Origin of the sequence: Moraxella canis (genome assembly GCF_034424565.1) — a bacterium.
GTDB classification, from domain to species: Bacteria; Pseudomonadota; Gammaproteobacteria; order Pseudomonadales; family Moraxellaceae; genus Moraxella; species Moraxella canis.
The window spans coordinates 1,578,991-1,594,420 of the sequence record NZ_CP139961.1; the positions used below are offsets into that span (position 1 = coordinate 1,578,991).

Annotated in this window: 13 protein-coding genes; 8 read left to right on the top strand and 5 right to left on the bottom strand. The window is 44.5% G+C overall.

The window, feature by feature from the left end; translation table 11 throughout:
• Nucleotides 1-68 precede the first annotated feature (68 nt).
• Nucleotides 69-617 (bottom strand): hypothetical protein, encoded by a 549-nt coding sequence (locus U0021_RS07225; RefSeq protein WP_114799888.1) that lies wholly within the window; start codon nucleotides 615-617, stop codon nucleotides 69-71.
• A gap of 277 nt (nucleotides 618-894) precedes the next feature.
• Here U0021_RS07225 and U0021_RS07230 point away from each other — a divergent pair, with 277 nt between their 5' ends.
• Nucleotides 895-1,572, top strand: a complete 678-nt coding sequence (locus U0021_RS07230; RefSeq protein ID WP_114799889.1) for a CHAP domain-containing protein — start codon at nucleotides 895-897, stop codon at nucleotides 1,570-1,572.
• Between the two features lie 87 nt (nucleotides 1,573-1,659).
• On the opposite strand, the gene U0021_RS07235 is transcribed toward U0021_RS07230, so the two are convergent.
• The 3 genes from U0021_RS07235 to U0021_RS07245 all read right to left on the bottom strand — a co-directional run bounded on the left by U0021_RS07235 (nucleotide 1,660) and on the right by U0021_RS07245 (nucleotide 3,254).
• The gene (locus tag U0021_RS07235; protein WP_114799890.1) at nucleotides 1,660-2,145 is read right to left on the bottom strand and encodes a hypothetical protein; all 486 of its coding nucleotides are present in this window, start codon (nucleotides 2,143-2,145) and stop codon (nucleotides 1,660-1,662) included.
• A gap of 138 nt (nucleotides 2,146-2,283) precedes the next feature.
• Nucleotides 2,284-2,889 (bottom strand): DOMON domain-containing protein, encoded by a 606-nt coding sequence (locus tag U0021_RS07240; protein WP_227538661.1) that lies wholly within the window; start codon nucleotides 2,887-2,889, stop codon nucleotides 2,284-2,286.
• A gap of 47 nt (nucleotides 2,890-2,936) precedes the next feature.
• Complete coding sequence (locus U0021_RS07245; protein WP_114799892.1) at nucleotides 2,937-3,254, bottom strand: YhbY family RNA-binding protein; 318 nt, start codon at nucleotides 3,252-3,254, stop codon at nucleotides 2,937-2,939.
• 140 nt (nucleotides 3,255-3,394) lie between these two features.
• Here U0021_RS07245 and U0021_RS07250 point away from each other — a divergent pair, with 140 nt between their 5' ends.
• The 3 genes from U0021_RS07250 (at nucleotide 3,395) to U0021_RS07260 (ending at nucleotide 6,995) form a co-directional block, all read left to right on the top strand.
• Nucleotides 3,395-4,027 carry an RlmE family RNA methyltransferase gene (locus tag U0021_RS07250; protein WP_114799893.1) on the top strand — a complete coding sequence of 211 codons (633 nt, stop codon included), beginning with the start codon at nucleotides 3,395-3,397 and terminating at the stop codon, nucleotides 4,025-4,027.
• Nucleotides 4,028-4,146: 119 nt separating this feature from the next.
• Complete coding sequence (gene ftsH, locus U0021_RS07255) at nucleotides 4,147-6,045, top strand: ATP-dependent zinc metalloprotease FtsH (protein WP_114799894.1); 1,899 nt, start codon at nucleotides 4,147-4,149, stop codon at nucleotides 6,043-6,045.
• A 173-nt stretch (nucleotides 6,046-6,218) separates the two neighbouring features.
• Nucleotides 6,219-6,995: a lysophospholipid acyltransferase family protein gene (locus tag U0021_RS07260; protein ID WP_114799895.1), complete on the top strand. Its 777-nt coding sequence runs from the start codon at nucleotides 6,219-6,221 to the stop codon at nucleotides 6,993-6,995.
• Nucleotides 6,996-7,038: 43 nt separating this feature from the next.
• Here U0021_RS07260 and U0021_RS07265 read toward each other — a convergent pair whose 3' ends face one another.
• Entirely contained in the window at nucleotides 7,039-9,399 is a 2,361-nt protein-coding gene (locus tag U0021_RS07265) for a penicillin-binding protein 1A (RefSeq protein ID WP_114799896.1), read from the bottom strand.
• Nucleotides 9,400-9,572: 173 nt separating this feature from the next.
• Here U0021_RS07265 and U0021_RS07270 point away from each other — a divergent pair, with 173 nt between their 5' ends.
• The 4 genes from U0021_RS07270 to gdhA all read left to right on the top strand — a co-directional run bounded on the left by U0021_RS07270 (nucleotide 9,573) and on the right by gdhA (nucleotide 15,328).
• Nucleotides 9,573-10,037, top strand: a complete 465-nt coding sequence (locus U0021_RS07270) for a pyrimidine dimer DNA glycosylase/endonuclease V (protein WP_114799908.1) — start codon at nucleotides 9,573-9,575, stop codon at nucleotides 10,035-10,037.
• A gap of 98 nt (nucleotides 10,038-10,135) precedes the next feature.
• On the top strand, nucleotides 10,136-12,070 hold the full coding sequence (htpG, locus tag U0021_RS07275; protein ID WP_114799897.1) for a molecular chaperone HtpG: 1,935 nt from the start codon (nucleotides 10,136-10,138) through the stop codon (nucleotides 12,068-12,070).
• 181 nt (nucleotides 12,071-12,251) lie between these two features.
• Entirely contained in the window at nucleotides 12,252-13,682 is a 1,431-nt protein-coding gene (locus U0021_RS07280) for a C13 family peptidase (protein ID WP_227538662.1), read from the top strand.
• Between the two features lie 305 nt (nucleotides 13,683-13,987).
• Nucleotides 13,988-15,328: an NADP-specific glutamate dehydrogenase gene (gene gdhA, locus U0021_RS07285; RefSeq protein ID WP_114799899.1), complete on the top strand. Its 1,341-nt coding sequence runs from the start codon at nucleotides 13,988-13,990 to the stop codon at nucleotides 15,326-15,328.
• Nucleotides 15,329-15,430 lie beyond the last annotated feature (102 nt).

Here is a 15,430-nt window from a genome sequence, read left to right on the forward strand (position 1 = left end):
ATTACGAATCACGCCCTGAGATCATACAAAATTTACTCAGATAGACTGTTTAAATTTAATTAATAAAATTATTTTTTTTGATCTTTATTTGAGCTTGCAAGCTGCGTTAAAGCTTGATTTAGCCGTTCATTTTGTGTGACAAATTGTGCTGTCTGTGTTATCATTTGTCTTGTGTTTTCGCTTAGGATCTTTTTTGAATCATCTGGGCGAGCGTCTGATTGCACCGATTTTGGCGAAGTTGTCTTTGATGAGATGATCAGCTTGATTGATTGTAACTGGCAAAAACGCTGATCATAAGCACGTAAAGCTTGAACACAATTTTCCATCATATATCGTGCGTGATTGGCAGCGGTTGGCGAGCTCATTGCTAGAGTTATCTCCACCGGCGAGACATTAACCACTTGACAGGTCAAAAGTATGTCATTGGGCAATAAACCTGCCCATGCTTGACGAACGAGCTGTGTGTGGTGTTGTAGATGATGATATCGATACAACAAATGTTTTGGAATAGCAGCGCCGGCAGCCGCTTGTTTTTCGACACGGCTTGCAAGATGATTGGGTTTGCGAACTTTGGCGACCAAATCATTGATTGGCGTGGTTTTTGTATGATCAGACATGGCTCACCTAAAATGATAAAAAGATCTATGGACATGGTGTCCGCAGAGCAAGTGTATCACGCCTTTTGAGAAAATGGTAATTTCAGCCTTATCGAGATTACCATTTTGCTAGTGCACCAAGGATGTGCGCTGTGTGCCACAAGCTTTAATCAAAACCAATCAATTGTACGCCGATGAAGTGATGCAATGGGGCTAATCATCCACCAACCAACCCATAGGATGAGCGCTGTCTGTGATAGCAATGCCAAAGCAAGCTTTTGAGGTGTGAGGAATCTAAATGAAACGAGTATTTTGGCTGCTGTCAGCCGTCGGTCTGACCGTTGCACAATCAAGTGCGGCACAAAGTGCGTATTCAAATAGCTCTATCCAAACCCCTTATGTGGCTAGTATTCCAGACGATATTGACAGCGTCATTAATGGCTTGATAGCAAGCAGTCAAAACGCTCAAGTTCGTACTTATCATCAGCCCACCAGTACAACCACCATCCAAAACTTTAGCGCTAATTTTCAGTCGCCAGTTTCGGCAGTTGAGCGCTTGACAGCCAGCAGCGCTCCAAGTGTCGCTGCGGCGGCGGCATCGCGTGCTGCACTAGGTCGTTCGATTGGTCGCTGTGCACTCTATGTGCGCCGTGCGCTTCAGTCAGCAGGCTATGAATTCACACCGCAGCCATCTGCTTATCAATATGCGAACGGTACATTGGCAAGCGCAGGCTTTGTGAAAATCAGCAATGATAACTACGTCCCACAAGTTGGTGATATTGCTGTTTTCAACCGCACGTCAAAAAATCCGCATGGTCATATCCAAATTTATGACGGCAGCCAGTGGGTATCAGATTTCCGTCAGCCAAAATTCAGCCCATATAGCCAACACAATGGCTACAGCGTATGGCGAGATGCTCGTTATAATGATGCGTCTGCAAATACAGGTATTATGCTTGCTTTGAACGAACAGTAAGCTGTACGTTTAGACATGATAAAAGCCCAGTTAAGTTAAACTGGGCTTAGTTTTTTTGTTTAAAAGAGTCCAACTTATCTGAGCGAATTAAATATAGTCAGACTCTTGTAAGCATTCGATCGTTGCTTGAATGAATGATGTGTCATCCACAATGATATCGGAAATGACATAACGACCATTTTGTTTGATAAATGCAAAATCAACAATCTCGACTGGTTTACCACCCTGTATACCCACATTAAACCGTGCTCTAACCTGACCGTTTTTTAGCAGGGTGTAATTTGCCGAACGATTAATGCGGCTTTGGACATAATCTTGACCGCCGATCCAATCCCAAGGCGCGCATGAAATATAGTTATCCCTTTCGGCAACGAATTCGGCGTAGTTAGCGATGGTGGAAAAATCGTTATCGGCGTGACTTAAGATGGTTGGAATTCGCTGATCTAAATTACTGATGACTTTTTTGGCGATGGCGATTTTGCTTTGGTTGTCTGATGGATTAGCATGGCTGTATGTGATGGCAAGTGGTGCGAGCGCTAATAAAAAAGCTGTCTTTTTAAGTACCTTTTTCATAATTCATCCTAAATGATCGCTAAGATATGCTTATCATAGCATATATTTTTTATTTTAAAATGATTTTATGAATAGGCAGGTAAAGCTTAAAATAGTAATAAATATGCTTAATATTAATAATGGCTAAGATGGATGCGTTTATAACCAATATGTTCGGTTATGAAAATCAGGCGGGCTTGCGTGCTTAACGGCATAATAAATAGCCAAGGGCGTTGAGTGGATGGTTGGATATAAAATGGCAGTTAAATTAAATTGATATTGACTCAATCTAAGCGCCTGACTGTGATGATTAATATGAAATGCTAAAACATAGCCATCATCCAGCGCGGTTATTTGGTGCATGGATAGAGCGTGCTCAGTGTCTGAGATGGGAGGCATCTGATCAGGCTTGCGATAGCTGTCAAATCGGTAGATGTTATAACGCCCATCGGGGGCAAAATTGATTTCGATATATTCTGTAGACTCTTTGTTTGCTAAGAAACACTCAAAACAATCAGACAACCACAAATAATCAGCTCGCTGTATTGAGGTACTTTTGATGTGTTTATCAAAAATCTCTTGGGTGTGCGTGGTTTTCTCAATAAAAAAACTGATTTTAATACCATCGCGATCTTGAGCAATGTGAGCGTATATCTTGGGCGGAGTGAAGGCTTTGCTTGAATAAATGGTATCACGATCACAGGTGCTGCTATCAGTGACAGGCAGTAATTCATACACAAAAAAATCATCAGGCGAAAGCTGCACAACAGCCTCCATAGCCTGATGTAATGTTTTAAAGCTCATCAAATCGATTAAAATCCGAATCGCGCCAAATTGGACAACTTAGGATTTGGCTCAGGATTGGCGCGCAGAAGTAGTACCATACGCCCAATGTGGTGGATGACCTCAGACTCGGTTGCCTCCGCGATGGCAGCCGCACAATCTTTGCGTTCATCGGCTGTGCCAGCAGGGATTTTGATCTTAATCAATTCATGGTCATGAAGCGCACGCGACACTTCTTCGACGAGATTTGGTGTGATGCCATGACCACCGATCGTCACAATCGGGCTCAGCTGATGACCAATGCCACGCAGGGCTTTGATGTCTTGTAGTTTTGCTTTTTTATTCATAAGCGTTCCAAAATTGCCAAAAGATAGATGGCGGTGATAAATAATTACGCTATTATAGCAGAATTTCACCAAATTTGTTCTCATTAATGGTAAACTAATTGATTGGATTAGATTTATTAATTAGGCGCAATTTAAAATTCATGGCAACCCGAATTAAAAACAAAAAACTGTCGAAGTCAAGCCGTGCTTGGATGAAAGAGCACATTGATGACTTTTATGTTCAAAAAGCTCAAAAAGAAGGCTATCGTGCGCGAGCTGCCTATAAGCTTCTTGAGATTAATGAAAAAACAGGACTGATCAAAAAAGGCATGACGGTCGTGGACTTAGGCTCTGCGCCGGGCAGTTGGTCGCAAGTGGCAGGTCAGCTTGTGGGTGATTCAGGTACATTGATTGCTTCGGACATTCTACCCATGGATACTCTAGAAAATGTGACCTTTATTCAAGGTGATTTTCGAGAAGAGGCAGTATTTAACCAAATTATGAGCGAAGTTGGCGGGCGCCGTGTGGATGTGGTATTGTCAGATATGGCGCCAAATACTTCTGGGATGGCTGCTGTCGATCAGCCGCGCATGATGTATTTGTGTGAGCTTGCGGTGGATTTTGCGCTCAAAGTGCTCCCAGAAGGCGGTGCGTTGATCATGAAGGTGTTTCAAGGCGAGGGCTCTCAAGAGCTGCGCGCTCAGATGCAAAAGCAATTTAGCAAAATCAAAAGTATCAAACCTGCCGCATCCCGACCGCGCTCAAAAGAGATGTTTTGGGTAGCGATTAAATAAATCAATCATAGAGTTTACTTGAAATAGCTAAATTCATCAATATATTATATATAGTTAATCAGCATTGGGCGGATTACTCCCAATATCCATAAGCTAAGGATGAGAAAAGTTTGAGCGACATGGTGAAGAATACCTTATTGTGGCTGGCGATCATCGGTATCGTGGTTGTGATTTTTAGCAATCTTGATAGCGGTAGAGCTGATGCCGATACGATGAATTATTCGGCATTTGTGACCGCAGTGTCACAAGGCGAAATTAAAGATGTAAAAATCAGTGGCGAAGAGATTACTGGTACTAAGGTCAATGGCTCTCAATTTGAGACAGTGCGCCCTGAAATTACTGATAATGAATTGATGCCGCTACTGCGTGAGAATAATGTTGAAGTTCAAGGTATCCCACCTGAGCGTCAAGGCGTTGGTATGCAGCTTCTGATGGCCGCATTCCCAATTTTATTAATTGTCGGTTTGTTTTGGCTGATCATGCGTGGCATGAGCGGCGGCGGTGCTGGCGGCGGCGGTATGGGCGGTCGTAACCCAATGAGTTTTGGTAAATCCAAAGCCAAAATGCTGTCAGAAGATCAGGTTAAGGTTACTTTTGCTGATGTCGCTGGGGTGGAAGAATCAAAGCAGGAAGTTGCTGAGATTGTTGACTTCTTAAGAGATCCAAGTAAATTTACCAAACTTGGCGCGACCATTCCTCGCGGTGTTTTGATGGTTGGTCCGCCAGGTACAGGTAAAACTTTGCTAGCCAAGGCAATCGCAGGTGAAGCCAAAGTACCTTTCTTTAGCATCTCTGGTTCAGATTTTGTTGAAATGTTCGTGGGTGTGGGTGCCTCTCGTGTGCGTGATATGTTTGATCAAGCCAAAAAAAATGCGCCTTGTATCATCTTCATCGACGAAATTGACGCTGTAGGCCGCCACCGTGGTAGTGGCATGGGCGGCGGTCATGATGAGCGCGAACAGACCTTAAACCAGCTGTTGGTTGAGATGGATGGTTTTGAGGGTAATGATGGCGTGATTGTTATCGCTGCCACCAACCGTGTGGATGTGCTTGATAAGGCGCTGCTGCGTCCAGGTCGTTTTGACCGTCAAGTATCTGTCGGCTTACCTGATATCAAGGGTCGTGAGCAAATCTTGATGGTGCACCTCAAAAAACTCCCTGCGACCATCGGCGTGGATATCAATGCTTTGGCGCGAGGTACGCCTGGATTTAGTGGCGCTCAGCTTGCTAACTTGGTCAATGAGGCTGCGTTGTTTGCGGCTCGCCGAAATAAAAATAGCGTTGATATGAACGACTTTGAAGATGCCAAAGATAAGCTGTTTATGGGTCCTGAACGTAAATCAATGGTACTTCGTGAAGAAGAACGCCGTGCAACAGCATACCATGAAGCAGGACATGCGTTGGTAGCAGAGCTTCTGCCAGGTACGGATCCTGTGCATAAAGTCACCATCATGCCGCGCGGTTGGGCTTTGGGTGTGACTTGGCAGCTGCCTGAGCAAGATGCGATCAGCAATTATAAAGACAAAATGCTCAATGAAATTTCTATTTTGTTTGGTGGGCGTATCGCCGAAGAAATCTTTGTAAATCGTAAATCGACTGGTGCATCCAATGACTTTGAGCGTGCTACCAAAATGGCGCGTGCCATGGTAACTCGCTATGGCATGTCAGATGAGCTTGGTGTGATGGTCTATGAAGCCGAAGAGCATGGTGGCTATTTTGGTGGCAGTACTCGCACCATCTCAGAAGCAACACAGCAAAAAGTCGATGATGAGATTCGTCATATTTTAGAAGCTCAGTATGATGTGGCTTATAAGCTCATTGATGAAAATCAAGACAAAATGCATGCCATGGTTGAGGCGCTGATGAAATGGGAGACCATTGATCGTGAGCAGCTCTTGCAAATTATGGCAGGTGAGGCGCCGCGTGAGCCTAAGAATTATCAGCACATCGTGCAGACGCCTGTGGTAGCAGAGGAACCTGCTGATGACGATGCGTTGCCGCCGCCATTGCCAGTTTGATTAGTACCATACGCATGTCTAATTAAATCATAAAAAATCTCCAAGGTGTACGCTTTGGAGATTTTTTATAGGTTCTTTATTTTGAGATTGGTTTATAAATGTTCACTAAATCACTTGATTTTTTTTGCATTTGGGTTTAGTCTGTATGGCAAAGAAATACGCTGAGTTTTTTTATGTCAAATTTCATTAGCAATCAATATCATCGTACTAAAGCAGCAGTTGGATTGACAAATACTTTATTGAATGGTTTTAAGATGGTTTATGAAGCAAAGGCATATCGTTCCGATGTACCACGCAATCGATTGATGCCTTATGTACAAAAATTTTGTCGAAAGTTGGCGAATTCATTTGGCGTAAACGTCGTTCAAGTTGAGCCAGTTCCACAAAGGCACGGGCTTTGGGTTAGCAATCATGTCTCTTGGCTAGACATTCCTGTCGTTGGCAGCGTTGCGCCTGTTTTTTTCTTATCTAAGGCTGAAATTGGTGAATGGCCAATTTTTGGACGCTTGGCAAAAGCAGGCGGTACACTCTTTATTCAGCGCGGCTCAGGGGATGTAGGCTCAGTGAGTGATCAAATTGCAGAGTTTTTGAGTGAGGGGTCATCGGTCGTTTTCTTTCCTGAAGCGACAACCACAGACGGTAAGCAGATTAAGAAAATATACGGTAAATTGTTAAAAGCTGCGATCGACACCGACTTACCAATCTGCCCGATGGTGATTGCTTATGTGGATAAAGAGGGTAAACTGTCTGATAAAGCCGCTTATTATGGTGAGCGAACCATGGTACAAAGCTTAAAGTCGGTGGCAGATGCTCGAGGGATCACTGCGTATGTGTTGCCACTTGAGCCCATTTATCCTGAAGGTCGTGATCAGCGCGAATTGACCGAAGTTTTGCAAGCAGTGATGCAACAAGGTCTCAAAGACTTACATGAGCGTGTACTGACAGCTTAATCCATTAATAAAAAGCCCCAATGATGACCATTGGGGCTTTTTATTAATCTTTTAAATCAATGACTTGCTGGGTTGCCTTAACCGCTTTTGATCGATCTTCTTGGCTGATCCATTGAGAAGGAGTGCCGCGAAGCTCATGGCTCATAAAGTTCACCCAAATTGGCAGTGCAGCGACGCCACCGTACTCACTATTTCCCAAAGTTGATGGCGTGTCAAAACCTACCCAAACTACAGCCACATTGGTCGGATGAAACCCTGCAAACCAAGCATCCTTGGCAAGGTTTGTCGTACCAGTCTTACCACCAACATCACTACGACCCAAAGCACGAGCTCTACGACCTGTACCGCTGGTGATGACTTCACGCATCATATTGGAGATATTGTAAGCTGTTTGGTGAGAAAGTACACGAGGCGCTTGGGTGGCAGCCACATATTGTGGCGCGCTTCTTGGGTGTAGTCTATCGCCAGCTGGTGTGCCAAGCTCGCCTGCTGGCTCTTGTGATCTATTGGCTTCAAAAGATTCAATGAGCTCGGCATTGGTTGCCGATAGATTTTCATTAAAGCAAAGTGCGCAGGCTTGCTGTGGATTGGCTTGATAAATGATGTCATTGCCAAAATCATAGATTCTTTCGATAAAATAAGGCTGGATGCGATGTCCACCATTGATGATGGTGGCAAAACCCGTTGCCATTTGTAGCGGTGTGGCGTCGGCAGCCCCCAGTGCCAATGCCAAGGTGGATGGCATGCGCTCCATCTCAAGTCCGCCCATCGCATTCATCAGGTGGCGAGTCTCATCGACGCCCGCCGAGCGCAGTAGGCGAATAGAAGGTGTGTTGCGCGATAAAGCCAGCGCACGGCGCAGTGTCATATCACCTGTGTATCGCCCATCAGCATTTTTTGGCTGCCAACTACCAACACGAATCGCTGCATCAGAGACCAAACTGTCTGGCGTGTGTTTGCCTGACTCAAGAGCTGCAGCAAAAACAAAAGGCTTAATGATTGACCCTGGTTGGCGATATCCTTGGATGGCGCGGTTAAATTTGCTGTGATTAAAATGAAAACCGCCAACAACAGCACGCAAGGCGCCATTTTCAGGATCCAAAGAGATTAGTGCGCCTTGAACCTTAGGAATGGACTCCATACGCCAAGCAGTTTTAGATTCATTGAGCGGAGAGATGCGGACGATATTACCGACCTTGACCATTTGATGAGCATTACTGTAACCACCGCCGACACGGTTAGGATCATAGTAGCGACGCGCCCAATTCATGCCTGACCAGCCGATGGTGACAGTTTCTCCAGATTGAAGCTTGGCTTCAAAGCTTTGGTTATTGACCTTAGTGACTTTGGCAGGATAAATATTGTCAAAATTTCTACGACCTTCAAGCGTTCCTTCTTCTGCTTCGACACCGCGCCAACCATGACGGCGATCATAATTGCGCAGTCCACCGACCAAAGCAGCATCGGCAGCCAACTGAGAGTCGCTGTCAATGGTAGTCTGAACACGCCACCCCGAATCCATCACCGCCTCGCCATAGCGCTCCACCAAAGCGGTGCGAGCCATCTCGGCAACATAGGGCATGTTTAAGTCAAGTTTTTCTTGATAGATATTTAGTCCCATGGGTTCAGCAATGGCGGTGTCTCGCTCAGATGCGGTAATGAAGCCTTCTTGGTGCATACGACCGATAATCCAGTTGCGTCGCTCCATGGCTCGATCGGGATTGACCACAGGATTATAGGCTGAAGGGGCTTTGGGCAAGCCTGCAATCATCGCCATTTGAGCAATCGTCAGATTCTCTAAGCTTTTAGAATAATAACGGCGCGCAGCTGCTTGAATGCCATAAGTGCCTTCGCCTAGATAAATTTTATTGACATATAACGTTAAGATTTCGTTTTTTGTGAGCTCATTTTCAATTTTGCGGGCGATGAAAAGCTCGGTCAGCTTACGATTAATGGTACGCTCAGGGCTTAAAAAATAGTTCTTCGCTACCTGCATGGTAATGGTTGAGCCACCAGTCTGAGTATCGTTATCACTGACAACTTCGGTCAGTGCGCGTCCCATCCCTTTAACGCTGATACCGCTGTGTTCAAAAAAAGTATCGTCTTCTGCCGCCAAAAACGCCTGAATCATACGCTCAGGAATTTGATCAAAGGTTACAGGCAAAGAATAGCGATTGCCATATTGTCCGATTAGCTTATTATCGGCAGTATAAATCTGCAGCGGCATCTCAAAACGGGAGTTGTCCAGATTTTTGACGTCAGGTAAGGTTGGCTCAAGATACATTGCCATCCCATAAAACCCGATTGGAAACGCCAAAACCAAAATCCCAAATAGCGCCAAAACGCTTAAGATCACTTTAGATAGTATGGCGAGTAGTGACGCAGAAAAAGTGTTTTTAGACATAAATTCTTTGCTTGCTATAGACCTAATCTCTTATTTTACTAGGTTGTAGATAGAATAGCTAGTTTTTATTGGTAATTTCGTGTAGAGATGATTATGTGTGTGTTGGATAAATTTTTACCATTTTGTGTTATGCTAAAGCCACTTTATCAATGCTTGAGATGTGCCAACACCCTATGACTCGTATTAATTTGATATCCCCAAATGATTTGACAGACCAGCATTTGTTTGCCGAATTTCGAGAAATTACGCGTATTTTTACGCTTGTACAATCATCTGTCGCCAAACATGGGATCAGCGACACGCTCAAAAAGATTCCTTCAAGCTATCGATTGGGCACAGGTCATGTGCTGTTTTTTTATGATAAGCTTAATTTTATTGAAAAGCGTTATTTTGCGCTCAAAGAGGAGCTGATCGCGCGCGATTATCAATTGACGCCCAAAGACAGCATCGTGGGATTTCGCCAAAGCATTGATTCAAGGTTTTATCAAGACTATACGCCCACCAAAGCGGATTTGACACTCTCCATTGAGCGGCTGCTTGAAAAAATCGCCGCCAAACCACAGTGGTATCGCAAGCAAGGCAATGTGATTGACGATACAGTGTATCAAGAGGGGCTTAAAAATTTAATCACTGATTGAAATTAAGTCATCCGTTCAAATAACTTTGTACAATCAGTGCTTGAAAAAATAAGCGTCATCCCTATCTTGAAAGATGAAACTTTGATAGGGAGACAACTATGACTAATCCGACCGCCCATCACTTTGAAGCTGAAGTTGCGCAGCTTTTGCATTTGGTGACGCACTCTTTATACTCAAATGCTGATATTTTTGTGCGTGAACTGGTGTCCAATGCATCAGATGCTTGTGATAAGCTGAGATTTTTGGCGACCACAGAGGATGGCTTATATGAAAATGATGGTGAGCTTGCGATTCGTATTGATATTGATAAAGCCGCCAAGACCATCACATTCAGTGATAATGGCATCGGCATGAATGAAGATGATGCCATTGAGCATTTGGGCACGATCGCTAAATCAGGCACCAAAGCCTTTTTGGAAAAATTATCAGAAAGCGATAAAAAAGACGGTCATTTGATCGGTCAATTCGGCGTGGGCTTTTATTCAGGATTTATTGTTGCAGATAAGATCGTCGTTGAAAGCCGTAAAGCGGGCGAGCCTGCTGACCAAGGCGTGCGCTGGGTATCTGATGGTACAGGTAAATTCACCACCGAAACCATCACCAAGCCAAATCGCGGCACATCGATTACGCTACACCTAAAAGATGAATACGCAGGTGACAGCGAGGAAAATACCAACTATCTTAATCGCCACACGATCAAAACACTGGTCAATAAATACTCAGATCACATTAGCCTACCAATCCAAATGCCTAAAGAAATTTGGCAAGACGAGCTGGGTGATGATGGCGAACCAACGGGCAAAGGCGAATACATCGCTACCGATGAGTACGAGACGGTAAACCAAGCCAATGCGCTGTGGACAAAAAGTCCAAGCGAGATCAGTGATGATGAGTATCACGAGTTTTACAAAAATCTTAGCTATGATTACGCTGATCCATTGGCATATACGCATAATCGCGTCGAAGGGCGTGTTCAGTACACGCAGCTGTTATTCATTCCAAGCAAAGCACCGATGGATCTGTACGCTCGCGAGCAGCAGCATGGTTTGAAGCTGTATGTTAAGCGCGTCTTCATCATGGAAGATGCTGAGCAGCTGTTGCCGATGTATCTGCGTTTTGTTAAAGGTGTGATTGATACCGCTGATCTGCCGCTGAATGTCAGCCGCGAAATCCTTCAAGAATCTCGCGATGTCAAAGCCATCCGTGATGGTAATGCTCGCCGAGTGCTGACACTATTATCAAGCCTTGCCAACTCTGAAGATGCCGATAAGCAGCAAAAGTTTGCCGATTTTTATCAAGAATTTGGGGATGTGCTCAAAGAAGGTTTGGGTGAAGATCAAGCCAACCAAGCACGCATTGCCAAGCTGTTACGCTACGCCACCAGCACCGATGAAGCGGTCGCGACAGGTTTTGCTGATTATAAAGCCCGCATGAAAGATGGTCAAAAAGCCATCTATTATCTGACGGCTGATAATTTGGCTGCTGCCAAAAACAGCCCACAGCTTGAGCTGTTTAATAAAAAAGGCATCGAAGTGATTTTGATGACTGCGCGCGTCGATGAGTGGGCGATGAACTTTTTGCATGAGTTTGACGGCACGCCGCTCCAAAATATCGCCAAAGGTGCGGTTGATCTAGGCGACTTAACAGACGAAAATGAAAAGCAAGAAGCCAAACAAGCGGAAGAAAAAATGCAGCCTGTGGTTGAAAAACTTAAAACTACGCTAGGCGATCGCACCAAAGATGTCAGAGTGTCAAGCCGACTGGTGGATAGCCCGGCATGCTTGGTCGTCGGTGATGGTGAGCTTACGCCACAGATGGCTCAAATGCTCAAAGCCATGGGTCAAAGCGTGCCTGATGTCAAGCCTGTACTTGAGATTAATCCGAATCATCCGCTGATCAATAAGCTTGAAACCAGTGGCGATTTTGACGACTTGGCACAAGTCATCTTTGATCAAGCATTGTTGGCTGATGGCGGTCAGCTTGAAGATCCCGCAGGCTATCTAAAGCGTGTTAATAAGCTTTTGATGGGCTAATTAAAGTTGATTTACCAAACTGCTGTGGAATACCATGGCAGTTTTTTAGTGCATATTTAGTCATTAAATCAACAAATGCTAAGCCAAAAACATGTCGGATAAGATACAAAATTTCTGCCCAGTGTAAATTTGCAATATGCTACAATGGTCAGACTTTTTGAAACTGACTTTCGAGAGTTCAATGGGTTTTTTCTCAAATTTTTTCTCAAATCTGGGCGCGTCTTTATGGATGCTTGTGGGCAGCGAGCGAGCATTTAAGCTTGCCAAGCCAACATTTGCGCAAGCGGCTGCTTTTATGGTGGTGGCGTTATCGGCAAATATTTTATTTGCTTGGCTTGCCGCACCAAGTGACAGCTATTTTAATGAACAAGGTCTGATCAGTTACTTGGTTTGGCCAACCATCATTGTCGCCGCAGGCATCATTATTGCTCAGCGTTCACTGAATTACTCATTGTTGTTTGTACCGGCAATTTTATGGTTGGCGGCGGATACCTTGCTTGTGCTATTTCAAAGTGGTATTCAGTTTCTTGAAAATGAAAGTCTATTGCCGTTTTGGCTGCACAGTATTTTGCCCACTTTATTTTTGCTGCTATTTGTGTGGCAGACAGCGGCACTTTTGCTGATTTTTGCTAAGCGTTTTGATTGTCCTTGGTATGAAGCAGCGCTCATGCTCATTGCCAGTATCATCTTATTGGTGGTATGGCAAAAAAATACCATCAATCAGCCCATCTTTAAAATGGATGAGGTGGTGGTTGAGCTTGATGAATTGGCATTTTATGAGCAAGCAGCACTCCTGCCTGATCAGCTGCAAGCCATGACTGCAGGTCGTAAGGGTCGGCATGAGTGGTATTTTTTGGGGGCAGCAAGCTTTAGTGAGCAAAATGTCTTTGCCAGTGAGATTATCCAAGCTCGCCAATTATTTGATGCTAGATTTGATACGGCAGGGCGTTCGATTGCCTTGATTAATAATCCAAACACTTGGGGTGAGTATCCCATTGCCACACGCACCAGCATTGAGCGAAGCCTTGAGCACATCGGCGGGCTGATGAACCCTGATGAAGATGCTTTATTTTTGGTGTTAAGCTCACACGGATCGGTGGATAGGCGCGGCGAGCCGATTGGTGAATTGGCGGTGACAAATCCGCCCATGAATTTGCGCCAAATTGATCCTTTTTGGCTAAAAGCCGCTTTGGACAGATCAGGCATTCGCTGGCGTGTGATTGTGGTTTCGGCGTGTTATTCAGGCACATTTATTAATGCGCTGAAAGATCCGTATACCATGGTTATCACCGCATCCAAATCTGACAAGGCTTCTTTTGGCTGTACTGATGATGCTGACATGACCTACTTTGGTCGAGCGTTTTTTAATGAAAGCTTGCCACGCTCAGAGGGGTTGATGGAGGCATTTTATGATGCCGCCCCAATGATCAAAGAGCGTGAAATTTTGATGGGTTTTGAGCCTTCTGAGCCGCAAATGGTCATTGGTGAAGCCATGCAGCTTGCCTTGCCTGAGCTTCAAAAAGCTTTATTTCATCATCAAGACAATCCAAGCATCAGCATTCCTTATGGACTGATCAATAAAGCGCCTGATACTGAGCCTGCCCCAAATTAATTGGCTATTTTCATCATGTCTTAAACTACCGCTGTTATGCTAAAGCAAGCAGCGGTTTTTTGTCATTCAAAGGCGGTATTAGCGGAGCATTTGACCAACTATTTTTGTTTAAAATGGCGAGTATTCCCCCAAAAACCGCTTGTAATTTGCCCGAAATTTCGGTATATTACCTTTGCTTATAATATCACAATTTTTTATGATTTATCACTGATAAATAGTTCTATATTTATCAATAAAAGCTGAAAAACTGTTCGCCAAATCACATTAGGCAAACCCTGCTTCCACCAATTTAAGGGATGTATCACATGAGTATCCAATCTACTGTTGAACAAGTTCAAAAAAACTACGCCCACCAACCAGAATTTATCCAAGCGGTTCAAGAAGTCGCCATGACAATCGAAAAAGTGTATGCAGACAATCCTAAGTTTGCAGAATTTAAAGTATTTGAGCGTCTTTGTGAGCCAGATCGCATCATCAGCTTCCGCGTGAATTGGGAAAATGACAAGGGCGAAGTGGAAGTAAACCGTGGATGGCGCGTACAGTTTAGTAATGCCATCGGTCCATATAAGGGCGGCTTGCGTTTCCACCCGACGGTCAATGAAGGTGTACTAAAATTCTTGGGATTTGAGCAGATTTTCAAAAATGCGCTGACCGGTTTACCGATGGGTGGTGGTAAAGGCGGTTCGGATTTCGATCCTAAAGGCAAATCAGATGCTGAAATTCGCCGTTTTTGCTATGCGTTTATGCGCGAATTGCACAAAAACATCGGCAAAGACATGGACGTCCCAGCAGGGGATATCGGCGTTGGTGGTCGTGAAGTGAACTATATGTTTGCGATGTACAAAAACTTGACACGTGAATATGAAGGCGTGCTGACTGGTAAAGGCGTGGGCTTTGGCGGCAGCTTGATTCGTACCGAAGCGACAGGTTACGGCTTGGTGTATTTCTTGGATAATATGCTCAAAGCCAACAATGACACCTTGGTCGGCAAAACTGTCCTAGTATCAGGTGCGGGCAATGTGGCACAGTACGCTGCCGAAAAAGCACTACATCTTGGTGGCAAAGTGATCACATTTTCTGATTCTCAAGGCACGCTACATGATGCTCAAGGTTTTACCCAAGAAAAAATTGACTGGGTAAAAGCTCAAAAAGATGCACGTAAGCCATTATGCGACTATGTCGAAAAATTTGGCGGCGAATGGCTGCCTGGTGCCAAACCTTGGCAGTTTGACGCTGATGTGGCTTTACCATGCGCTACCCAAAATGAAGTTAATAAAGAAGAAGCCGAGCAGCTGGTCAAAGGCGGCGTCAAATATGTCGCAGAAGGGGCAAACATGCCGCTGACTGCCGAAGCGATTGATGTGGTGCGTAATAATGGCATCACATACGCACCAGGCAAAGCAGCTAACGCTGGTGGTGTGGCAGTTTCGGGTCTTGAGATGAGTCAGAACTCTGTGCGCCAATATAAAAGCTTCTCAGAGCTTGATGATAAGCTTCAAAATATCATGAGAAATATCCATGACAACTCACTGGCAGCAGGTCAAAAATATGGCTCAACCGAAGGCACAGTTGACTACATGACGGGTGCTAATGTGGCAGGCTTTATCCAAGTAGCCAATGCGTTGGTGGCTTATGGTATCTTGTGATTGATCATTTTATAATGAATTTTATAAAAACAGCCTGTGTCAATACAGGCTGTTTTTATTTTGGATGAATGTAACTGACGGTTTTTCTTTTGAATTTTTATC